Source organism: Blautia sp. HCP3S3_B11 (assembly GCF_052064435.1).
In the GTDB taxonomy this organism is placed as follows: Bacteria; Bacillota; Clostridia; order Lachnospirales; family Lachnospiraceae; genus Blautia_A.
The window spans coordinates 150,675-173,781 of the sequence record NZ_JBQHVP010000002.1 but is presented as its reverse complement, the minus strand read 5'-3'; the positions used below and the strand labels follow the sequence as shown (position 1 = coordinate 173,781).

The window sequence follows — 23,107 nt, the reverse complement described above, 5'->3', positions numbered from 1 at the left end:
GAAACCCGGAAATGCAGGATGGAGAAATGGACGTTCTGGAACAGTATGCAGAAATGTGCAGATATCAGAATAAACAGAGAGGGAAACCAGAAGAGGATTCACTTGAGAATGAAGAGGAAAACGAAAACGGTGAAAATAAATCAAAAACAGAGAATGCGGAAAAAGAGAAGAATTTAGAAAAAGAAGACACACAGAACGAACAGATTAAAGAGATGGGACAGGTGGTTCTGGATAGCAATTCCAGAAAACATAAAGTGGAACTTCTGACGATCATCGGAGAAGTGGAGGGACATGAATCTGCACCATCCCATTCAAAGACAACCAAATATGAGCATGTACTGCCGAAGCTTGCGATTATCGAGGATGATGAAGAGATAGAAGGATTGTTAATTCTGTTAAATACGGTAGGAGGAGATGTGGAGGCAGGGCTTGCCATTGCAGAAATGATTGCATCGCTGAGCATTCCTACGGTATCTCTGGTTCTTGGCGGAGGCCATTCGATTGGTGTTCCGATGGCTGTTTCGGCGGACTATTCTTTTGTAGTGCCAAGTGCGACCATGGTGATTCACCCGGTGCGTTCCAGCGGGATGTTTATCGGAGTGGCACAAACTTATCGGAATATGGAAAAAATCCAGGACCGAATCACCACATTTATTTCTGAACATTCCAGGGCATCCCAGGAACGTCTGGAAGAACTGATGCTGGATACAACTCAGCTTGTAAAGGATGTAGGAACGATGTTAGAGGGAAAGGAGGCAGTACAGGAAGGACTGATCGATGAGGTTGGCGGGATTAAGGAAGCATTGGCAAAACTGTATGAAATGATAGAAAAAAAGAATAGACAATAGAAGATGTTCAAAAAGATGTAATAAGATTTGATATTAAAAATAGACTTATATAGTCTGAAAATATTGCTTAATACAGAGAAACAAGCCAGTTGTTGAGACAATACAGAGAATTTATTTTGAAAAGATAAAAATTTCTTATGCATGTTTTAAATCAACTCTTGCCATATGTCAGATTTTGGCGTATTATTATTAGAGGTTTATTATTTGCGAGGAGGAAAACCATGTATAAGATTTTAAAAGCTGAGACACTGGCAGCTAAGATCCATCTTATGGTTGTACACGCACCGCGTGTTGCAAGCCATTGTCAGCCAGGACAATTTATTATTGTAAAGATGGACGAGAAGGGCGAGAGAATCCCGCTTACTATCTGTGATTATGATCGTGAGGAAGGAACAATTACAATTGTGTTCCAGGAAGTCGGCGCATCTACTATTAAGATGTCTGAATTAAAAGCAGGAGATTCTTTCCGTGACTTCGTAGGACCTCTTGGATGTCCATCCGAGTTCGTTAACGAAGATATCGAAGAATTAAAGAAAAAGAAACTGGTATTCGTTGCCGGTGGTGTTGGTACAGCACCTGTATATCCACAGGTTAAATGGTTGCACGAGCATGGAATCACAGCAGATGTTATCCTTGGTTCCAAGACAAAGGATATGGTAATCCTTGAGAAAGAACTTGCTTCCGTATCTAATCTGTATGTTACAACAGATGATGGCTCTTATGGTCGTTCCGGTATGGTTACCAAGACTCTTGAGGATCTGGTAACAAATGAAGGCAAACAGTATGATGTCTGTGTTGCTATCGGACCAATGATCATGATGAAATTTGTCTGTCTTCTTACTAAGAAACTTGGCATTCATACAATTGTCAGCATGAATCCGATCATGGTTGATGGAACTGGTATGTGTGGAGCATGCCGCCTTCAGGTTGGCGATGAGATCAAATTTGCCTGCGTAGACGGACCGGAATTCGACGGACATCTCGTTGATTTCGATCAGGCTATGAAGAGAAGCCAGATGTACAAGACCGAAGAAGGCCGTGCATTACTGAAGCTTCAGGAAGGCGATACCCACCACGGTGGATGCGGACAGTGCGGAGGTGACAAGTAATGGCAGATGCAAAGATGTTAAAGAAAGTTCCTGTAAGAGAGCAGGATCCGAAGGTACGTGCAACAAACTTTGAAGAAGTTTGTCTTGGATACAATCAGGAAGAAGCAATGGAAGAAGCACAGAGATGCTTAGGCTGCAAGAAACCGAAATGTGTAGAAGGCTGCCCTGTATCCATCAACATTCCTGGATTTATTGAACAGATCAAAGAAGGCAAGATTGAGGAAGCATATAAAGTAATCGGATTATCTTCCGCACTTCCGGCTATCTGCGGACGTGTATGTCCTCAGGAATCACAGTGCGAAGGTAAATGTATCCGTGGTGTTAAAGGTGAAGCCGTTTCTATCGGTAAACTGGAGAGATTTGTCGCTGACTATGCCCTGGAACATGACATCAAACCGGCAGGAGCAGAAGTTAAGAACGGACATAAAGTTGCAGTTATCGGCTCCGGTCCTTCCGGACTTACCTGTGCAGGTGACCTTGCGAAAGCAGGATATGATGTAACTGTATTCGAAGCTCTTCATGAACTTGGCGGCGTTCTTGTTTACGGTATTCCGGAATTCCGTCTTCCGAAACAGAAAGTTGTTAAGAAAGAGATTGAGAAAGTTAAAGAATTAGGTGTTAAATTTGAGACTAACGTAGTAATCGGTAAATCCATAACAATCGATCAGCTGATCGAGGATGAAGGATTTGAAGCTGTATTTATCGGATCAGGTGCAGGTCTTCCAATGTTTATGGGCATCCCGGGAGAGAATGCAAGTGGTGTATTCTCTGCTAACGAGTACCTTACAAGAAGCAACCTGATGAAAGCTTTCGATGAGTCTTATGATACACCGATCGCAGCCGGCAAGAAAGTTGCAGTTGTAGGTGGCGGTAACGTTGCTATGGATGCTGCAAGAACAGCTTTAAGACTTGGCGCTGAAGTACATATCGTATACAGAAGAAGTGAAGCAGAGCTTCCTGCGCGAGCAGAAGAAGTTCATCACGCTAAAGAAGAAGGAATCATCTTTGATCTTCTTACTAACCCGAAGGAAATCCTTGTTGATGAAAATGGTCATGTAAAAGGTATGAAGGTTGTTAAGATGGAACTTGGTGAGCCGGATGCTTCAGGAAGAAGACGTCCGGTTGAGATTCCAGGATCTGAATATGACATGGATGTAGATACAGTTATCATGTCCCTTGGTACTTCACCAAACCCACTGATCTCTTCCACAACAAAAGGTCTTGAGATCAACAAGAGAAGATGTATCGTTGCCGAAGAAGAAACAGGTAAGACATCCAAAGACGGCGTATATGCCGGTGGTGATGCTGTTACAGGTGCAGCTACAGTTATCCTTGCTATGGGTGCAGGTAAAGCTGGTGCCAGAGGTATCGACGAATATCTTAAAAATAAATAATTGAGAATTTATTAAGAAATTCTCTTGAATGTCCAAACGCAGGGCTCTCTGGCTGGTTTTTCAGTCAGGGGGCTTTTTGGTTGTAAACTATCTTTAAATGTGCTATAATAATTATAATTGTCGGGAAAGAGTTACTGTTTATTTATGCATGTAGTAGCGAAAAGACATACAGTATAAATCAGTTGCTGAGAACGGGATAAGCAGCAATGAACAAACTAATCGATGAATAGTTAGTGTATCTTCGCGTTTGGCGTAAGGAACAGGGTATCTGCGAAATGATGTACTAAGGAACATCGGGAAACGGAAAAAAGGATCAGTTTATGATAGTTGTATATTTAATTTTGCTGGCTGTTATTCAGGCAGTGGTGGAATTTCTTCCTGTCAGCAGTATGGGACATCTGTGCGCACTGGAACAGCTTATGGGAATAAATCATGGAACAGGCTTGCTGCTGGAAGCGATACTCCATCTGGGGACTGCTGCTGCAATTATATTTTTGTTTCGGAAAGATTTAAAGAAGATAGCTCTGGCACTTTTGGAAATGTTTATGGATCTTATCGGGAATCTGAATATTTATATCTATAACAAAAGAACCGGTAAGAATCTGAATTATGCAAGAATCGTGACGGGAACATATCGGAAATTAGGGGCACTTCTTGTTATTTCAATGATTCCAACAGCACTTCTGGGATTCACAGGAAGGAGACTGGCGCTTTTGGCGGCTGATTCGCCAATTGTTCCGGGAATTGGATTTTTACTTACGGGAGTACTGCTTCTGGTAACTGATCTGAATAAGTCCGGTGGAAAAAAAGGTCCGAAAGAGGCTTCTTATGACAGCGCCATGTGGATTGGTATCTGTCAGGGACTTGCAGTTTTTCCAGGCATTTCAAGAATGGGACTTACATTATGCGCTGCACTTTTATGTGGATATAATCGTAAATTTGCGGTGCGTTTTTCAGTGTTTATGAGCCTTCCTGCAATCGTAGGCGCCTTTTTTGCTGAGATAGGAAATTTCGGTGCTTCTGAGATGACAGCTGGACTTGGTTTTGCGTATGTATTTGCAATGGTTATTGCAGGATTTGTGGGCTGCCTTGTGATACGAAGTACGGTTGCAATGGCTCAGAATATGAAACTGCGTTATTTTGCATATTATTCATTTGCGGTCGGTATTATTACACTGGCGTTGAATTTTGCTCTATAAGGGCCAGTATACTAATAAGGTGATGTACTAGATTATCTGATATGAGGCCGGGAGTATCGGAGGTTTCAGGTATGTACGGCAAACGAAGGAATTATTCGTGAGAGATATAAAAGAGAATTAAGGAGGGAAGCCTTATAATGGCAGCATCAAAGAGTAAGAATACCGGACGTTCGGGGAAAGGTACAAAAAATACAAGGAATGCGAAAAAGCCGACGGCTATGGAGCAGGAAGTAGGTAAATTTCAGACAGAGATTATAATATTTGTGATCCTGGCAGCCTGCGTAATTCTGATGGCAAGCAATTTTGGCGTGGGAGGTTTTGTAGGAGATGCGATCAGTAACTTCTGTTTTGGACTGATGGGCCTGATGGCATATTTATTTCCAATCGTGTTCTTTTTAGAAGCGGCTTTTATTCTGATCAACAGGACGAATCGTCTGGCATATAAGAAACTTGCGGCAGCATTTGTAATGTTTTTGTTTATGTGCGGAGCTGCACAGCTTCTTACGGATGGCTATATGAAAAGCACGACTTTGCTGGATTACTTTTCATTAAGCGCGGATTATAAAACTGGAGGCGGACTGATTGGTGGAGCAATCTGTATTTCAATCACATCTGCATTTGGTACGATTGGTGGTTATGTTATCATTATTCTGGCGTTTGTTGTCTGCATGATCATTATTACACAGCGTTCGCTGCTGGATTTTATAACTATGATCGTTATAAAGATATGTGATTTTGTAAAAGAGGGACATACACGATATGTTCAGGGACAGCCTGAGCGTGCGATGCGCAGGGAGGAGCGTGCCCGTGAACGACAGCTTATGCGTGAAGAAAGACGTGAAGAACGAATCCGCAGACTGGAAGAGGAGATCGGAGATGATGAGATTTCAGATGATGATTTCCTTCTTGATCCGGCTGAAGCGAAAAAAATGAAAAAAGGTGGATTTCTTGAAGGTACCAAACTGACAGGATATCCGGAGGAGAAACCGAAGAAAAAGAAAAAAACACAGAAAAAGAGAATCAGTGAAGAAGAAAAGACGGTATCAAGAGCATCGGAAATGTCAGCAGAAGATGCAGGTACTGATACAGCTCATGCGAATATAAATCAGGAGCAGGATGAAACTGCGACAAAATATATGAGTTCCCCGATGAATTTTGAGATTCACAGAGCTGATACTGCATCAGATATATACGAAAATGAGAATATTCCTCAGGAAGAAGATTTATTTGCTGAGAAGGAAGAAGCTTACGCAGACACTGTTTCCAGGCCTTCTGAACAAGCGAAAGTGTCGGAGGATGTGCCCCCTTTTCAGGAGGAGAAGGCACCACGGCAGCCTTCGAGAAACCCTAAATCTTCTCAGAAAGAGATCCAGAGCGGAATTGTAAATATTCAGCATGAGATTACCCAGCAGGAAGAAGCCGTAAAAAAAGAATACAAATTTCCTACATTAAATCTTCTTAAAAAAGGAAGCAATAAATCACAGGGAGATTCTGATGCATATCTGCGTAAAACAGCACAGAAGCTTCAGGAAGTATTACATAACTTCGGAGTAAATGTGACAGTGACGAATGTAAGCTGCGGCCCTACAGTTACCCGTTATGAGCTCCAGCCGGAGATGGGAGTGAAAGTCAGCAAGATCGTTGGTCTTGCAGATGACATCAAGCTTAACCTTGCAACTCCAGATATCCGTATTGAGGCACCGATTCCGGGAAAGGCAGCGGTAGGAATTGAGGTTCCGAATAAAGAGAACAGTACGGTTATGCTCAGAGATCTGCTTCAGTCAGAAGAGTTCCAGAAAGCGAAATCCAAGCTATCTTTTGCTGTAGGTAAGGATATTGCAGGAAAGACAGTTGTAACGGATATTGCGAAGATGCCGCATCTTCTGATCGCCGGTGCAACAGGTTCCGGTAAATCCGTATGTATCAATACTTTGATCATCAGTATTTTATATAAAGCGAAACCTGAAGAAGTAAAGCTTATTATGATTGACCCTAAAGTAGTAGAACTTAGCGTTTATAATGGAATTCCGCATCTGTTTATTCCGGTCGTAACAGATCCGAAAAAAGCGGCAGGAGCTTTAAACTGGGCGGTACAGGAGATGACAAATCGTTACAATACTTTCGCAGAGTATGGTGTGCGTAATCTGGATGAATATAACAGAAAAGCAGAACAGATCAAGGAGGCAGGAGCGGAAGAAGAACCGGTGAAGATGCCTCAGATCGTAATCATTGTAGACGAGCTTGCAGATCTTATGATGGTTGCACCGGGTGAGGTGGAAGATGCGATCTGCCGTCTGGCTCAGCTTGCGCGAGCTGCCGGTATTCATCTGATCATTGCGACACAGAGACCATCTGTAAACGTTATTACCGGTCTGATCAAGGCGAACATGCCTTCTCGAATTGCTTTTTCTGTATCCTCTGGTATCGATTCCAGAACAATCCTGGATATGAATGGAGCAGAGAAACTTCTTGGAAAAGGTGATATGCTCTTTTATCCGCAGGGATATCAGAAACCGGCGAGACTTCAGGGAGCATTTGTTTCTGATGATGAAGTCAGTGCGGTGGTTGAGTTTCTTGCAGATAAGAATCCGGGAGTACAATATAACCAGCAGATTGAGCAGCAGGTGAACTCTCCTGTAACAGCAGCAGGAATGTCTGGTGATGACAGGGATGTACATTTTGAGGAAGCTGGTAAGTTTATCATTGAAAAAGAGAAAGCTTCCATTGGCATGCTTCAGAGAATGTTTAAAATTGGCTTTAATCGTGCTGCCAGAATTATGGATCAGCTTTGCGATGCAGGTGTAGTTGGTCCGGAAGAGGGGACTAAACCGAGAAAAATTCTTATGTCTATGGAAGAATTTCAGAATTATCTTGAGAACCAGTAAGTGAGGACTGCCTATGAAATGTCCGAAATGTCACAAAGAAGTGGAGAAGGGGTCTTTGTATTGCCCGTATTGTCTTGCAGAGATACCTTGGGTAAAAGAGTTTGATTCTGTAGAAACACTTATGAAGAAAGAACAGCAGAATCGTCCGCCACAGAAGAAATTCAAGTTTAAATATTTTAATATATTAAAAAAATGGAAGAGAAAAAAACGATATATCAGACATATCAGTAAAAAACAGCTGATATGTCTTGTGGCATTTGCGGCAATATTGCTGGGGGCACTGTGTTATCGGCAGTTACATTCTTTTTCGGCTTTGTATTCCGGCGCAAAGAGGCAGTATGAACAGCAGAATTATGAAAGGGCATTAAAGATTGCGGAAGATGCCCTTGATTTGAAACCGGAAAGTGAGGCTGCAAATCTCTTGCTGGCGAAGAGTATGGAGAAGCTGGGAGACAGGAAATCAGCAATTCTTGTTTTAAAACCTTTTATATGTAATAAAACTGCCGGAGTGTCATTATACAGGGAATATGTGGAGCTTCTTGTACAGAACGGAAATAATGAGGAAGTAAGAAATGTACTGAAACATGCAAGTAAGGAAGTTCAGGATAAATGCAGGGATTATATCTGCGAAACTCCTGTGTCAAATCCTGCGCCGGGTACTTATGCATCGGTACAGACTCTGGAATTGAGGGCAGATCATGCCCGGATTTATTATACTATGGATGGAAGTGTACCTACAAAAGACAGTGTGTTGTATACAGAGCCGATTACTTTGAGAGAGGGAACGACAGAAGTTAAAGCGATTGGTGTGAATGATAAAGGCATTGAGAGTGATATAATCTACAGAAAATATGTGATTGTTCTGAAGACACCAGATGCACCAGAGGTAACACCAAAGTCCGGCGATTATGATAAGAAAACCAAAATAAAAGTGACTGTGCCGGATGGATGTAAGGCATATTACGCGTTTGATTCTCAGCCGGATATTAACAGTACACTTTATGAACAGCCAATATCCATGCCTGTTGGATATCATAAATTAAATGTGATTCTTGTAGCTGCCAATGGTAAGGTCAGTAAAGTGACTACGATGGAGTATTATCTGCAATATTAGTGGCTGTTTGTTTGGGATTAGAATATATCGGGTTACTGTTCGCTGGCAATATCCCGCGAAGTAGGCGGTAACTTTGTCGACACACTTAGAAGTAAGGAAGATTAAATAATGGAAATCCGTATTATCACAGTTGGAAAGATTAAAGAGAAATATTTATCTGATGGAATTGCAGAATATGCGAAACGACTCAGCAGATACTGTAAACTGACTTTTTGTCAGGTAGCCGATGAGAAAACACCTGATAAGGCGTCAGAAGCATTAAATACACAGATCAAAGATATAGAGGGAGAGCGCCTGATGAAGCATATCCGTGAGCAGGACTATGTGATCGCGCTGGCAATTGATGGAAAAATGCTGGATTCAGTAGAACTTTCTGAAAAAATTGAAAAACTGGGAGTTTCTGGTATCAGCTCTATTGCTTTTGTAATCGGCGGATCGTTGGGATTAAGTGACAGAGTGTTAAAACGTGCGGATTATAAGCTGAGTTTTTCAAAGATGACATTTCCTCATCAGTTGATGCAGATGATTCTTCTGGAACAGATATACAGAAGTTACCGCATTATGAACCATGAACCATACCACAAATAAATGTGGGATATCTGCAAATTACTCCGATGCAAGGCAGCTTCCGCAATTCTCATTGGATATTATAATATGAGTGCTGCACAATACGAATATAAAATGAAAGAAGACAAACGACATGAATACAGAAAAATTTGAAGAGTTTATTTCACAATATCCTATTTTTGAATATCGTTTACTTGATACGAAGAATATTGGGGTAGAAGAGCGTGTGCGCACAATCTGCAGAGAAGAATGTGAGCGTTATGATTCTACCTGGGCCTGCCCGCCGGCAGTGGGTACTTTGCAGGAATGTGAGAAGAAAATAAGAAGTTTTCCACAGGCTGTTTTCTTTTCCAGTGTGGCAGAAGTTTCGGATATTATGAATATGGAAGAAATGTTATCTACCAGACATGCGCACGAAGATCTGACCACAGAGGTGGGAAAATACCTGAACAGGGAAGGATATGAGACATATATCCTTTCGACAGAATCCTGCGATATCTGTGAAAAATGCGCATACAAGGAAGGAAAACCCTGCAGACATCCAGAGCGAATGCATCCATGCCTGGAGAGCCATGGCGTGGTAGTAAATGAGATCGTAGAGCGCGAATCTATGGAATATAACCTCGGAGGAAATACTATTTTGTGGTTTTCTATGGTTCTGTTTCGTTAAACTGGAATTTGTATAATCTCTCCGGCATAGACTGATACTAAAAGCCGGAGGGATTTTTTTATGGGAAAATTGGGACGGTGGAAGGAACAGATGGTATCAGCGTTAGAGATTCCTCCTGATCTGGCATATAGTGAAACGATTATTACTATGACTGGTTCAATGGAAATTCTCATTGAGAATTATAAGTCTATTTCCAGATATACACCTACAGAAATTGTAATCCGGTCTCTTCGGGGAAAGGTAAGCATCTGTGGAAAAAATCTGGAGATTCTCTGGTATACTTCCAGCGCAATGAAGGTGACCGGGAATATCTCAGGTATTTATCCAAAGAAGCAGATGACATAAAAATCAGGTGGTGGGAATGGAAAAAATCCTGAAATTAATATATGGTTACATAATCATCCTTGTGAGAGGAGAATATCCGGAACGCTTTTTAAATCTCTGCAGAAGCAGAAAGATTTATATGGAGAAAATACAGTACAAAAATAATGATCAGGTTACTGCTCAAATGCGGGCAGGAGATTTCTGGCGCTTAAGACCGGTTCGGAGTAAAACAGGTGTACATATTCAGATTATACAAAAACGGGGAATGCCCTTCTTTTTTTTCGCAAATAAAAAAAGAAAAGCTTTTTTTGCAGGAATGCTTCTTGGATGTGTTCTGATATTTTTTATGACGGGGAGAATCTGGAATATTCATATAGAGGGAAATGTCCGAAACGGTACAGGAGAGATACTGGATTTCCTTGATGAACAGGGTATCGTTCACGGAATGGCGAAAAAGAAAGTGAATTGTTCTGAGCTTGCGGCAGCAGTACGAAGAAAATTCACAGAAACTACATGGGTATCTGCAAGGATAGAAGGAACCCGTCTGATTCTTGAACTTCAGGAGGGAATTACTGAAAAAGAAGATTCTGCGGATACAAGTCCTTGTGACTTGATCGCAGATAAAGAAGGGGTAATTACGGATATGATCGTTCGTTGTGGAGTACCTGTGAAGAACCCCGGGGATGTATGTAAAAAGGGGGAACTTCTGGTATCCGGAGAACTTCATATTATGAATGACAGTAAGGAAATCGTAAGAAATGAATATGTTCATGCAGATGCAGACATTTTTATTTCCAGACAGATTTCATATTATCAGGAATTTTCAATGAAGCATCCGGTGGAAAAACCAGCTGGAAAAATAAAGCGTGGATTATACTTTCGCATAGGACAATGGTATCTTGGATTATACGGACCGGTGGTTCAAAGTCAGCGATGTATTACGGAGGAAGAACCTCTGCATATTACAGAAAATTTTCTACTGCCTGTATGGATCGGACGGGCAGAAGTTGTAAATTATGAATCAAAAGAAGAAACTTATACGCCGGAAGCGGCAAATGGGGAGGCTGCACAGCAATTACAAAAATACGAGAAAAAACTTATGGAAGATAATGTGAAGATTTTAAAAACTAATATAACAACCAGAATTACCGGACAGTCTTGCATTACGAGGGGAACCATACAAGTCGTAGAACAGATTGGTAAAGAACAGGTGATAAAGGAGAAAAATACAAAAATCCGGTGAGGGAGTTTGACCTGTAAACAGGTTCTATGCTATATTGACGATAAATACCGACACAGAAACTTCACAAAATAATAGGTAAATGAGGGAAGTTTTTATTTAAAAACTTGCAAGGAGGTGTTACAATAGACACATCTGATTCTTTCGCGGGCAACAGCCCAGGCGAATGGTAATCCAGAATTATGTACATGAAAGGACATCACAGGATGGCTGGTAACATTATTGAATTACACACAGAAGTGCCTGCTGATCTGGAATCAAATGTATTTGGCCAGTTTGACGAGCATCTTAAACTGATTGAGAGAACACTGAACGTAACGGTAATTTCCAGAGACGGAATTCTTAAGATACTTGGCAATGAACAGAGTGCATCTTCTGCGAAGAAATTAATAGAAGAGCTTGTGGTGCTTGCAAAGAGAGGCAACACGATCACAAGACAGAACATAAATTATGCTCTGTCTCTGGCAATGGAGCAGAGAAATGAGGTTCTTACTGAGATAGATAAAGATTTTATATGCAATACGATTCAGGGAAGACCTATTAAACCGAAGACACTTGGACAGAAGGATTATGTAGAACAGATTCGTAAGAAGATGATTGTCTTTGGCGTAGGTCCTGCCGGTACAGGTAAAACTTATCTGGCAATGGCGATGGCGGTAACTGCTTTCAGAAACGAGGAGGTCAGCAGAATTATTCTGACACGTCCGGCAATCGAAGCAGGAGAGAAGCTGGGCTTTCTCCCGGGAGATCTTCAGAGCAAGGTCGATCCATACCTGAGACCGCTTTATGATGCATTGTACCAGATTATGGGAGCTGACAGCTTTGCCAGGAATATGGAACGTGGTCTGATTGAAGTAGCACCTCTTGCCTATATGCGAGGACGTACACTTGATAATGCATTTATCATCCTTGATGAGGCGCAGAATACGACTCCTGCACAGATGAAAATGTTCCTGACACGTATAGGATTCGGTTCTAAAGTAATCATTACAGGAGATGCTTCCCAGAAGGACCTTCCAAGAGATGCTACGTCAGGACTTGATGTAGCAATGAAAGTACTGAAGAAAATAGATGATATTGGTTTTTGTCAGCTTACCAGCAAAGATGTTGTCCGTCATCCGCTGGTACAGCAGATCGTTCAGGCGTATGATGATTATGAAAAGAAACAAAAGCCTGAAAGACCGGCAAGACGCAGAAACGGGGGAAATGAACGATGAATATGCAGATCGATTATGAGACAGACCGGGAACTGGGAATCGATTATGAGACTCTGGCAGTAAAAGTAGCCGATAAGGTTCTTGAAATGGAAGAATGTCCCTATGAGGCGCAGGTGAACCTGGTGCTTACAGATAATGAGGAGATTAAGAGAGTTAACACAGAGTTTCGTGATATTGAGAGGGCGACAGATGTACTTTCTTTTCCCATGATTCCTTTTGAGACACCGGCAGGATATGAAATCGTAGAAGAAGATGAATCCTATTTTGACCTTGACACCGATGAACTCCTTTTGGGAGACATTATGATTTCAGTGGATAAGGTGTTTGCACAGGCAGAGGAATACGGACACAGTGTAACCAGAGAGTTCTGTTTCCTGGTAGCGCACAGTATGCTTCACCTTCTTGGATATGATCATATGGCATCTGAAGAGGCTGCCGTTATGGAAGCGAAACAGGCAAAGGCGCTGGATGAACTTGGAATTACTCGTTAGAGAGCGTCAAAAATTATTTCTGCATCCTATAACCGCATTTTGAGATATATTTTGCAGGAAATATTTTTAATACACTATGTCTGATATAAAAAGAGATCAAAAATTAAGGTTATATAAATGGAGTAACAAAAGAATGAATTACCGGGAAAGACTTAAGAATAAAAAACGTATTGTAATCAAAATTGGTTCCTCTTCCCTGACACATCCGGAGACAGGCAGACTGAACCTCCGCAAGCTGGAAGTTCTTGCAAGAGAACTCAGTGATCTGCGTAATCAGGGAAAAGATGTAATTCTTGTTTCTTCAGGTGCTATTGCAACAGGAGTTGCCGCACTTGGAATGAAAGAAAAGCCGACGGAACTTAAAGGAAAGCAGGCCTGTGCGGCAGTAGGACAGGCCAGACTGATGATGATCTATCAGAAACTTTTTTCAGAGTATAATCAGCCATCTGCACAGATTCTGATGACCAAAAATACGATGGTAAATAATATCAACAGAAAGAATGCGCAGAATACCTTTAATGAATTGCTGAGTCTGGGAGTTATCCCTATTGTAAATGAGAACGACTCTATTTCTACCTATGAGCTTCAGAACCTGGAGAAATTCGGTGATAATGATACATTGTCGGCAGTGGTTGCAGCTCTTGTTCAGGCTGATCTGCTGATTTTGTTATCTGATATCGATGGACTTTTTACAGATGATCCGAACACAAACCCGAATGCGAAATTTATTGATGTGGTAGAGAACTTGGATGATAAACTGCTCAACATGGGAAAAGGAACTTCGGGAAGTAAGGTAGGAACCGGAGGAATGGCTACAAAGCTGACTGCTGCACAGATTGCATCAGCAGCAGGCGTGGATATGGTAATTGCAAATGGAGCAGATTTCCATATCATCCATAAGATTACAGAAGGACGTAATTACGGCACACTGTTTGTAAGCCAGTCCAAAGAGGAAGTTTACCTGATCGATATTATTGACAGATTGTTGTAAGAGGTCTGCAAACAGGATGCTTTCTTGTGAAATAAAGAAATTAAAATATATAGCTAAGAAATGGAGAAATACTATGGAAGTCGAAAAGATTGACCGTATTAATGCACTTGCACATAAAGCGAAGAGCGTAGGACTTACAGAAGAAGAGAAAAAAGAGAGAGATCTGCTCCGTAAGGAGTATCTGGCATCTGTTCGCATGAATCTGCGTTCTCAGCTTGATAATATTGATGTAAAACAGGAAGATGGAAGTATCGTTAATCTGGGTGAGAGATATGGAATCAAAAAAAGACATTAGAAAGAAAATTTTTGCAGAAAGAAAGCTGCGCAGTGATGAGCAGATAAGATCTATGAGTCTTATAATCACCGAAAGAGTGACAGCGCTTCCTGCATTCAAAAACGCCAGTCAGATTCTGGTATATGCAGATTACAATCATGAAGTTGTAACGGAGTATCTTATAAAAGAGGCATGGAAGGCCGGAAAGGAAGTTGCAGTTCCGAAGGTTGTTGAAAAGGATATGGTATTTTATAAACTGACCGATTTTTCACAGCTTGAACCTGGATACTTTGGGATTCCCGAACCGGCATCGGGGGAGATTGTTGAATGGCCAGAGGCTCTTATGATCATGCCAGGCGTGGCTTTTGACAGAGAGAATCACAGGGTTGGATATGGCGGAGGATTTTATGACCGTTATCTTGAGAAGCATCCGCAGCTTGAGCGGGTTGCTGTCGCATTTTCTTTTCAGATGTTGCCGGAGGTTCCGACAGAACCTACAGATATCTGCCCGCAGATCGTGGTAACAGAAGAGGAAACATGCTATCTTACTGACTGAAAGGAGACCGGGACATGAATGAGATGCTGAATCGCCTTGGCATGAATGCAAAGGCAGCTGAAACAGAAATGAGAAATCTTTCCACAAACAAGAAGAATGAAGTGCTTCTTGCAGTGGCAGACAGATTGGTAAAAGATGCGCAGACATTGATCAGTGCCAATGCACTGGATGTAGAAGAAGGAAAACGTAATCATATGCCAGAGGGACTTATTGACAGACTTCTCCTTACAGAGAGCAGAATCGAAGGAATGGCAGAGGGGCTGCGACAGGTTTCTGCTCTGGAAGATCCGATCGGAGAAGTGCTGGGAATGAAGAAACGTCCGAATGGGTTACTTATCGGACAGAAAAGAGTACCGCTTGGCGTAATTGGAATTATCTATGAGGCAAGACCAAATGTGACAGCGGATGCATTTGCGTTATGCTTTAAGACAGGCAATGTAGTGATTTTAAAAGGCGGAAGCGATGCAATCCATTCAAATGAAGCAATCGTAAACTGCATCAGAGAAACTCTGAAAGAGCAAGGAGTGACAGAGAATGCAATTCAGCTTATTTCTGACACTTCAAGAGAGACAGCGGCTGAATTTATGAAGATGAATCAATATGTGGATGTCCTTATCCCACGTGGAGGAAGAGGCCTGATCAAGGCGGTAGTAGAACAGAGTACCATTCCTGTTATTGAGACAGGTACAGGTAACTGTCATACGTATGTAGATGAGACAGCAGATCTGCAGATGGCGGCAAACATTATTATTAATGCGAAAACTCAGAGAGTTGGTGTATGCAATGCCTGCGAGTCCGTTCTTGTACATAAAAATGTCAAAGATGCATTTCTTCCTGTCCTTGCGAAACGCCTTCAGGAGAAACATGTGGAAATCCGTGCAGATGAAGCGGCATATGATCTTATTCCGGGAGCGGTACATGCTACAGAAGAGGATTGGGGAAAGGAATATCTGGATTATATTCTTTCAATCAAAGTGGTTTCTTCTGTGGAAGAGGCAATTGCTCATATTAATAAGTATAATACCAAGCATTCAGAGGCTATTATCACAAATAATTATGAGCATGCACAGAAGTTCCTGGACGAAGTGGATGCGGCAGCGGTTTATGTGAATGCTTCTACACGATTTACGGATGGCTTTGAGTTTGGCTTTGGAGCAGAGATTGGTATCAGTACGCAGAAGCTTCATGCGAGAGGACCGATGGGACTGCAGGCTCTGACCACAACGAAATATATTATTTATGGAAATGGACAGGTCCGTCCATAGCCAACAGCAACATTGATTTTTTCTGAAAGATGTGATATACTTCATCTCAGATTTGGGGTTACCACCTGCTTTCGGGGAGGAAAGAAGGATAGCAGGCAGTAACAGATGTGATTATAAACTCATTCACGGGAGGACATAAAATGAGAAAAAAACAACTTTTTGCTTTATTAATGGCAAGTGCATTATCCGTGGGAATGGCACCGACAGCCGCATTTGCAGCAGCAGATACAGCAGTGGAAGCAGCAAGTGAGGAAGTTTCCGGAGAACTTGATGCAACAGATACAGAAGCACCGGCAGAAGATCCTGCAGAGACACCAGCCGATGAGATACCAGCCGATGAGACACCGGCGGAAGATCCGGCAGCAGATCCGACAGAGACACCAGCTGAGGAAACACCGGCAGAGGAAGAAGAAACCCCTGCACAGGATGAAACAGATGCTCAGGCTGCAGAAGCTGATGCTGCGGTAGCAATCGTAGTTGGTGATCAGTCTTATACAACTCTTGCAGATGCGTTTGCAGCAGTACCGGATACAACAGATCTGACAGGCACACCTACTTATGTTAAAGTAAAAGGTGAGATTGAACTGAATGCTACTGTAGATGTTCCGGCTACTAAGAATATTATGTTGGTTGCAGCGGAAGATACTACAATCAAACGTGCAGCAGGATTCACAGGCAGTATGTTTACTGTAAATGGTGGTAATTTACAGATGGCAGGTGGTTCTGTAACAGATTCCGATGGAACTGCTATCGGATCCGGCAGTCTGACAGTTGATGGATCTGGTGATGGTGTTACTGGTTCTATTGTAGAGATTGTAAGCGGTAACTATGGATTAACTGATGATGCCGTTCTGACAGGAAATAAAACAACTGGAAATGGTGGTGCGATCAGCAATACAGCCGATGGTAACGTCTATCTTTTAGGTGGTACGATTACAGGAAACTCTGCTACAACAGGCGGAGCAATTTACAGTGAGGGTGCCGTAAGTATACGCGGAACAGTAAGCGTTACAGGAAATACAGTCATTAATTCTACACCGGAAACTGCAAGTAATGTGGTACTTGATAAAAATGGCATTATTAATGTAAATGGTGCAGTTACAGGTTCTACAATTGGATTAGCTGTTCAGGAAGCTGCGGCAGGAAGAACTGTGGTAAAACTTGCAGACGGCGTTACAGATGTAATACTGTCAGATGTTCTCTCTCAGATTACATATGAGGGTGATTCTGATTACAAACTTGCTGATGATGGTACACTTGTAAGCGCGGCAGAACCGACTCCGACACCGGGTGTGGATATGGTCGTAAAAGGAATTGACATGAAATGGACCGGACATAACAGCGTAGAGGTTACTTTCCAGTCCAATGTAAAAGGTACTTACTATATCGAAACAGTAAAACGTGGTGAAAAAGCACCTACAATCGATACATCCAAAAAAGGCAGTGATATCGATGCTGATACGAATGTAACAAAAAAAGTTACCAAACTTCCGGAGCATGAAGTAGATATTTATGTATGTGTTGTAAGTGAAGATAAAAAGCAGCATGCAGCGGCAGTGTTCAAACCAATTGAAGCAGAACGTCCGTCAGCACCTGCAACTCCTACCCCAACTCCGTCACATACCGCAGTAGTACCGAATGTAAATGAGAGCGTTGTTCAGGGATTTGAGAATGCGCTTGTATTCTACCCGAATACATTCTATGATTTCACAGTAATCGGTGCTGGTACTCAGAACAACAATCCTGGAGAGGGAGATGTAAGATGGGTTCCGGCAGGATGGAGCATGTCTCAGAATCCGTCAACATGGAATACATCATGGAAGATTGGCGCTAAGAATGGTATCTATACAGATGCAGAGAAAGCGTACACAATCTATATTAAATATAACAAACAGGTATATAGCGGAACTAACTGGGAAGACACAGACGCTTCAGAGATTCTGTCCTATCAGTTTAAGGCAGCTCCTCTGGCTCAGACAAGTGTGACACCGGGTGCAGACGGCACAAATGGTGATGGAACAACTTCCGGTGATGGAACAACAGACGGAGGAACTACAGATGTAACACCTACCACATATGCAGATGGCACAAACGGTACATCCAAATCCGCAGTATCCACAGGTGATGAATCACCGATAGGAACTATGTTTGCTCTGGCAGCTGCATCTGTTCTTGCTGGTGGATATGTGCTTGTAAGAAGACGTAAGAAAGAAATGTAATATCCAGAGAATTGGTAAGGCATTTTATGGATTCAGATAGTCTGAATAGGAAATACGAAATATATAAATATCCGACAGGAAAAATTTTTAAGAGACAGGTCTTAGGATCTGTCTCTTTTCATATATATAGTATAGAGCGCAATCTTTGCGAATGAAAGGAGGATGGCCGGTATGGCAGCAGAACAGTCGGGTACATATGAGAAACTTTATTATACAATGTGGGAAATCGGACAGAGATATGGAGAGTTTGCACAATTCAGGGTAATCGGAAGAAGTCACGATGACAGGATGATTCCCATGCTGGAAATAGGAAAAGGTGACAGATGTATTTTCTGCCTGAGTGGAATAGAAAGTGGAGATGGCAATCTTCCGGAATACTTGTTATCGAATATAAAAGAGTATTGCGTGGCCTATGAAAGCAACTGGATTATTGGTGAGAGTTATGAAGTTCAAAGACTTCTGGATAAAGTAAGGATCTGTGCTATTCCGATCCTGAATCCTGACAGTTATGAAATCTCAGAGAAAGGATATGGTGCGATCCGAAATCCGATTTACAGACAAATGTTGAAAATGCAGGATAAACCGGTGGATGATTATGAAAGCAATGCCAGGGGGATTGATCTGCGGAGAAATTTCCCTACAAATTATTATCAGCGCAAAAAAATCAATCAGGAACCTGCCAGTGAAAATGAGACCAGGGCGCTGATCAATATTTTTCAGGAATATTCAAGTGAAGGACTTCTCACCTTCAGTTATTCAAGAGGAAAGATCATTTACTGCAGACAGGAGAAAGGATTTGCCTATAATCAAAGAAATTATCGACTTGCAAGGCATTTGCAGAAATGTTCAGGATACCGTCTGGAAAAAGGAATCGCCGGAGGTGCAGTGACGAGAAAAACAGGGACAAAACCAGGGACAAAACCAGATATGGGATCACCGGAACAATTTTATGCGGAAGTGATCCGTCAGCCTTCTATGGCGATTGAAATTCCAGATTACCGTAAGGGAGAAATAGAGGAATTAAGAATGATTCCGTTGGAATATATTTATTCGTTAAACAGTGGTGCGTTTGTAAAATAGCGTTTGACATAAGAGGACAAATTTTGTATGATAAAAAGGACGCCCTGAAGATTACTTTTTATAGAAAGATGAGGAATCAAGAGTGAACAATAATACACAGGAAAGTAAAGTACAATTAGAATATATCAATAAATGCACAGAGATCGTTAAAGAAAAATATGAGAAAGAGCCAGCTTTCTTTATTCAGAATGCTGGATGTCAGATGAATTCCCTACAGACAGAGACAGTAGCCGGAATCGTAAAACGAATGGGCTATAAAGAAGTATTTAAGGAAGAAGAAGCAGATGTTGTTATCTATAATACCTGCACAGTCCGTGAGAATGCGAACCTGAAGATTTATGGACATCTTGGACATTTAAAGAGCATTAAGAAAAAGAAACCGGAGATGAAGATCGTATTATTTGGCTGCATGATGCAGGAACCGGAAGTTATCGAGAAGATTCACAAGGATTATTCTTTTGTAGATCTGGTTTTCGGTACTCACAATTTCCATAAATTCCCGGAACTTTTTTACAGAAGCTTAAATACAGAAGGACAGATCATTGACGTCTGGAAAGAGTCTGATGAGATCGTGGAGGGAATGCCTACTGATCGTAAATATTCCTTTAAAACAGGTGTAAATATTATGTTTGGCTGCAATAATTTCTGCAGCTATTGCATCGTGCCGTATGTAAGAGGAAGAGAGAAGAGCCGCGAGCCGGAGGCAATCGTGGAAGAAATCAAAGCACTGGTTGCAGATGGTGTGACAGAAGTAATGCTTCTGGGACAGAATGTTAATTCTTATGGTAAGACGCTGGAGCATCCGGTTACTTTTGCGCAGCTTCTGAAGCAGGTAGAGGCGATTGAGGGATTAAAGAGAATCCGTTTCATGACTTCTCATCCGAAGGATCTTTCTGATGAATTGATCCAGACAATGGCTGAGAGCAAGAAAGTGTGCCACCACCTTCACCTGCCGATGCAGTCTGGAAGCAGCCGTATCTTAAAGATTATGAACCGCCGTTATGACAAAGAGAAATACCTGGAACTTGTAAGCAAAATCCGCAAAGCAGTGCCGGACATTTCCCTGACTACAGATATCATCGTAGGATTCCCGGGAGAAACAGAGGAAGATTTCCAGGATACGTTGGATGTGGTTGAGAAATGCGATTTCGATTCTGCATTCACATTTATCTACTCTAAGAGGAGCGGAACACCTGCAGCAAAAATGGAGAACCAGGTACCTGAAGATGTAGTAAAAGATCGTTTTGACCGTCTCCTTGCACTGGTGCAGGAGAAAGGCCGTAAGGCTTCTTCTCGTTTCGAGGGAACCGTGCAGGAGATTCTTGTAGAAGAAGAGAGCAAAGAAAAAGGAATCTTTACAGGAAGAACAGAATACAATCTTCTCGTTCATTTCCCAGGATGTCAGGATCTGATCGGTAAATATGTGAAAGTAAAACTGGACACCTGCAAGGGCTTCTACTATTTCGGAACACTTGTAGACTGATTCCGGCAGAAAAACAGGACTTCTGATAAAGAATAAATAAAATATAAGAAAACTTATCCTGCAAGATTGTTTCAAGAATCAACTTGTCGGCACACTTAGTGTATCGACAAAATTATTTTAAGAACCGACTTATCGGTACATTAGTAATAATATAGAGGGTGAAAGATAAAGTGAAACAAAATAAATACGAAATAGATATGTGCAACGGAACCATCATGGACAAGCTGATTTCGTTTTCGTTGCCTTTAATGCTGTCGGGCATTTTACAGCTGATGTTCAATGCTGTAGATATCGTGGTGGTTGGACGGTTCAGTGGAAGTCAGGCACTTGCAGCGGTAGGTTCTACCACTGCACTGATCAATGTGTTTACTAACCTGTTTATCGGAATCTCACTTGGTGCGAATGTACTTGCTGCCCGTTTTTTTGCAGCCGGTAAAAGTAAAGAGATGTCGGATACGGTTCATACTTCGGTAACTCTGGCATTGATCAGTGGTGTGGTTATGGCATTTGTTGGACTGTTTTTTTCCCGGGGTGCGTTGGAATTAATGGGGACACCTGCGGATGTAATCGGACAGTCAGTTCTGTACATGAAAATTTATTTTCTTGGTATGCCGTTTTTTATGTTATATAATTATGGAGCAGCAATTTTAAGAGCGGTGGGCGATACGAAAAGGCCATTGATTTTCTTAGTTGTTTCAGGAGTTGTGAATGCCATATTAAACATGATACTTGTGATTATATTTCATCTGGATGTGGCAGGAGTTGCCATTGCTACAGTAATTTCCCAGATGATTTCCTGTATTCTGGTAATCAGATGTTTATGTAATTCGCAGACCAGCTACCAGCTGTATTTTTCGAAACTCAGGATTAATAAGGATTACCTGAAACAGATTTTCCAGGTGGGAATTCCAGCGGGAATCCAGAGCACAGTCATTAATTTTTCCAATGCATTGCTGCAGTCTTCTGTAAATTCTTTTGGATCGACTGCCATGGCGGGATATACAGCAGCCAATAATATTTTTGGATTTCTGTATGTAGCTGTGAACTCTGTTACACAGGCATGTATGAGTTTTACCAGTCAGAATTATGGTGTGCGTAAGTTTAAGCGTATGGATAAAGTTCTGATTGACTGCATCATTATTTCCATGGTTACGGCACTTACACTTGGATGCAGTGCCTATTTCTTCGGATCGGAACTTCTTAAGATTTACACCAAGGACACAGATGTAATACGATGTGGAATGGAAATTCTTTCCTATACCACAGTACCGTATTTCCTTTGCGGAATCATGGATCTGTTTCCGGGAGCTTTACGTGGAATGGGACATTCCGGTGTTCCAATGATCTTGTCTGTAATCGGAACAGTTGGAACCAGAATTGTGTGGATTTTTGGAATCTTTCCACATCACAGATCACTGGCAATTCTGTTTATTTCCTATCCGGTATCCTGGATATTGACGATCATTATGCAGGTGATTTGCTTTTATTTTGTAAGAAGAAAAGTACATAGAGGATAGTAATAAGAGCTTTTGCAGAAAATACTGTTGTCAACATAGGCTGGACAGCGTTTCTGTGAAGGCTCTTTTTATAGTTATAAAAGAATCAGAGTTTTATCTGCGGAATATTGCGGTTTGCGCCATTTTCAGCAATATGCTTCGAGATGTACGGGATTTATAAAAATATAGTATTGACAAATACCCTGCTGGGGTATATAGTAATCATTATAGTGATACCCCGATAGGGTATTCAAAAAGGACAGAGAATAGAATGGAAAAATATATTAGCTAATCCGATATGAATGAGTTGCGAAATATCTATTTACTTTGAAATATTATTTGATTTATCGATAGGAGGTATACTATATGACAGATACACAAAAGAAAGCCTGTCCCTGCTGTGAGAAGCACACAGACCGTTCCGAAGAGGAACGCAGAAAGCTGATCAATCGTCTCAAACGCGTAGAAGGACAGATTCGTGGAATTATCGGTATGCTGGAGAATGATGCGTACTGCAATGATATTCTGATTCAGTCTGCAGCGGTAAATGCGGCAGTAAATGCATTTAACAAAGAACTGCTTGCGAATCATATCCGTACCTGCGTTGCCAGAGATATCCGGGAAGGTAAGGATGAGACAATTGATGAGTTGGTTGCTACTTTGCAGAGGCTTATGAAATAGAGTG

Annotated in this window: 21 protein-coding genes; all 21 read left to right on the top strand. The window is 41.7% G+C overall.

Going from position 1 to position 23,107, the window contains the following annotated elements:
* Positions 1–53: 53 nt before the first annotated feature.
* The 21 genes from ACTNC0_RS02325 (at position 54) to ACTNC0_RS02225 (ending at position 23,103) form a co-directional block, all read left to right on the top strand.
* On the top strand, positions 54–848 hold the full coding sequence (locus tag ACTNC0_RS02325; protein ID WP_441086273.1) for a ClpP family protease: 795 nt from the start codon (positions 54–56) through the stop codon (positions 846–848).
* A 221-nt stretch (positions 849–1,069) separates the two neighbouring features.
* Positions 1,070–1,957 (top strand): sulfide/dihydroorotate dehydrogenase-like FAD/NAD-binding protein, encoded by an 888-nt coding sequence (locus tag ACTNC0_RS02320; RefSeq protein ID WP_118410941.1) that lies wholly within the window; start codon positions 1,070–1,072, stop codon positions 1,955–1,957.
* Entirely contained in the window at positions 1,957–3,351 is a 1,395-nt protein-coding gene (gene gltA, locus ACTNC0_RS02315) for an NADPH-dependent glutamate synthase (protein ID WP_291805275.1), read from the top strand. Before ACTNC0_RS02320 ends, gltA begins: the two co-directional genes overlap by 1 nt.
* A 320-nt stretch (positions 3,352–3,671) precedes the next feature.
* Entirely contained in the window at positions 3,672–4,550 is an 879-nt protein-coding gene (locus ACTNC0_RS02310; protein ID WP_441086202.1) for an undecaprenyl-diphosphate phosphatase, read from the top strand.
* 137 nt (positions 4,551–4,687) lie between these two features.
* Positions 4,688–7,435 carry a DNA translocase FtsK 4TM domain-containing protein gene (locus ACTNC0_RS02305; protein ID WP_441086201.1) on the top strand — a complete coding sequence of 916 codons (2,748 nt, stop codon included), beginning with the start codon at positions 4,688–4,690 and terminating at the stop codon, positions 7,433–7,435.
* A 13-nt stretch (positions 7,436–7,448) separates the two neighbouring features.
* Positions 7,449–8,549, top strand: coding sequence for a chitobiase/beta-hexosaminidase C-terminal domain-containing protein (locus ACTNC0_RS02300; protein ID WP_441086200.1), 1,101 nt, complete (start codon positions 7,449–7,451; stop codon positions 8,547–8,549).
* Positions 8,550–8,657: 108 nt separating this feature from the next.
* The gene (rlmH, locus tag ACTNC0_RS02295) at positions 8,658–9,137 is read left to right on the top strand and encodes a 23S rRNA (pseudouridine(1915)-N(3))-methyltransferase RlmH (RefSeq protein ID WP_441086199.1); all 480 of its coding nucleotides are present in this window, start codon (positions 8,658–8,660) and stop codon (positions 9,135–9,137) included.
* 112 nt (positions 9,138–9,249) lie between these two features.
* Positions 9,250–9,786 (top strand): DUF2284 domain-containing protein, encoded by a 537-nt coding sequence (locus ACTNC0_RS02290; protein ID WP_441086198.1) that lies wholly within the window; start codon positions 9,250–9,252, stop codon positions 9,784–9,786.
* Between the two features lie 60 nt (positions 9,787–9,846).
* Positions 9,847–10,131, top strand: a complete 285-nt coding sequence (locus ACTNC0_RS02285) for a YabP/YqfC family sporulation protein (protein ID WP_441086197.1) — start codon at positions 9,847–9,849, stop codon at positions 10,129–10,131.
* A gap of 16 nt (positions 10,132–10,147) precedes the next feature.
* Positions 10,148–11,353: a sporulation protein YqfD gene (locus tag ACTNC0_RS02280; protein WP_441086196.1), complete on the top strand. Its 1,206-nt coding sequence runs from the start codon at positions 10,148–10,150 to the stop codon at positions 11,351–11,353.
* A gap of 203 nt (positions 11,354–11,556) precedes the next feature.
* Positions 11,557–12,567, top strand: a complete 1,011-nt coding sequence (locus ACTNC0_RS02275) for a PhoH family protein (protein WP_117844397.1) — start codon at positions 11,557–11,559, stop codon at positions 12,565–12,567.
* On the top strand, positions 12,564–13,058 hold the full coding sequence (gene ybeY, locus ACTNC0_RS02270; RefSeq protein ID WP_441086195.1) for an rRNA maturation RNase YbeY: 495 nt from the start codon (positions 12,564–12,566) through the stop codon (positions 13,056–13,058). The genes ACTNC0_RS02275 and ybeY overlap by 4 nt, the downstream gene beginning before the upstream one ends.
* 133 nt (positions 13,059–13,191) lie before the next feature.
* Positions 13,192–14,049: a glutamate 5-kinase gene (proB, locus tag ACTNC0_RS02265; protein ID WP_117676444.1), complete on the top strand. Its 858-nt coding sequence runs from the start codon at positions 13,192–13,194 to the stop codon at positions 14,047–14,049.
* Between the two features lie 73 nt (positions 14,050–14,122).
* The gene (locus ACTNC0_RS02260) at positions 14,123–14,344 is read left to right on the top strand and encodes a DUF896 domain-containing protein (protein ID WP_117676445.1); all 222 of its coding nucleotides are present in this window, start codon (positions 14,123–14,125) and stop codon (positions 14,342–14,344) included.
* Positions 14,292–14,879, top strand: coding sequence for a 5-formyltetrahydrofolate cyclo-ligase (locus ACTNC0_RS02255; RefSeq protein ID WP_441086194.1), 588 nt, complete (start codon positions 14,292–14,294; stop codon positions 14,877–14,879). Before ACTNC0_RS02260 ends, ACTNC0_RS02255 begins: the two co-directional genes overlap by 53 nt.
* 14 nt (positions 14,880–14,893) lie before the next feature.
* Positions 14,894–16,144, top strand: coding sequence for a glutamate-5-semialdehyde dehydrogenase (locus ACTNC0_RS02250; RefSeq protein ID WP_441086193.1), 1,251 nt, complete (start codon positions 14,894–14,896; stop codon positions 16,142–16,144).
* A 140-nt stretch (positions 16,145–16,284) separates the two neighbouring features.
* A complete protein-coding gene (locus ACTNC0_RS02245; protein WP_441086192.1) occupies positions 16,285–18,363 on the top strand; it encodes a hypothetical protein in 2,079 nt (692 codons plus the stop codon).
* A 171-nt stretch (positions 18,364–18,534) separates the two neighbouring features.
* On the top strand, positions 18,535–19,443 hold the full coding sequence (locus tag ACTNC0_RS02240) for a M14 family zinc carboxypeptidase (RefSeq protein WP_441086191.1): 909 nt from the start codon (positions 18,535–18,537) through the stop codon (positions 19,441–19,443).
* An 82-nt stretch (positions 19,444–19,525) separates the two neighbouring features.
* The gene (gene miaB, locus ACTNC0_RS02235; RefSeq protein WP_441086190.1) at positions 19,526–20,926 is read left to right on the top strand and encodes a tRNA (N6-isopentenyl adenosine(37)-C2)-methylthiotransferase MiaB; all 1,401 of its coding nucleotides are present in this window, start codon (positions 19,526–19,528) and stop codon (positions 20,924–20,926) included.
* A 197-nt stretch (positions 20,927–21,123) separates the two neighbouring features.
* Positions 21,124–22,443 (top strand): MATE family efflux transporter, encoded by a 1,320-nt coding sequence (locus ACTNC0_RS02230; RefSeq protein WP_441086272.1) that lies wholly within the window; start codon positions 21,124–21,126, stop codon positions 22,441–22,443.
* A 345-nt stretch (positions 22,444–22,788) separates the two neighbouring features.
* Positions 22,789–23,103, top strand: coding sequence for a metal-sensing transcriptional repressor (locus ACTNC0_RS02225; RefSeq protein WP_117676451.1), 315 nt, complete (start codon positions 22,789–22,791; stop codon positions 23,101–23,103).
* Positions 23,104–23,107 lie beyond the last annotated feature (4 nt).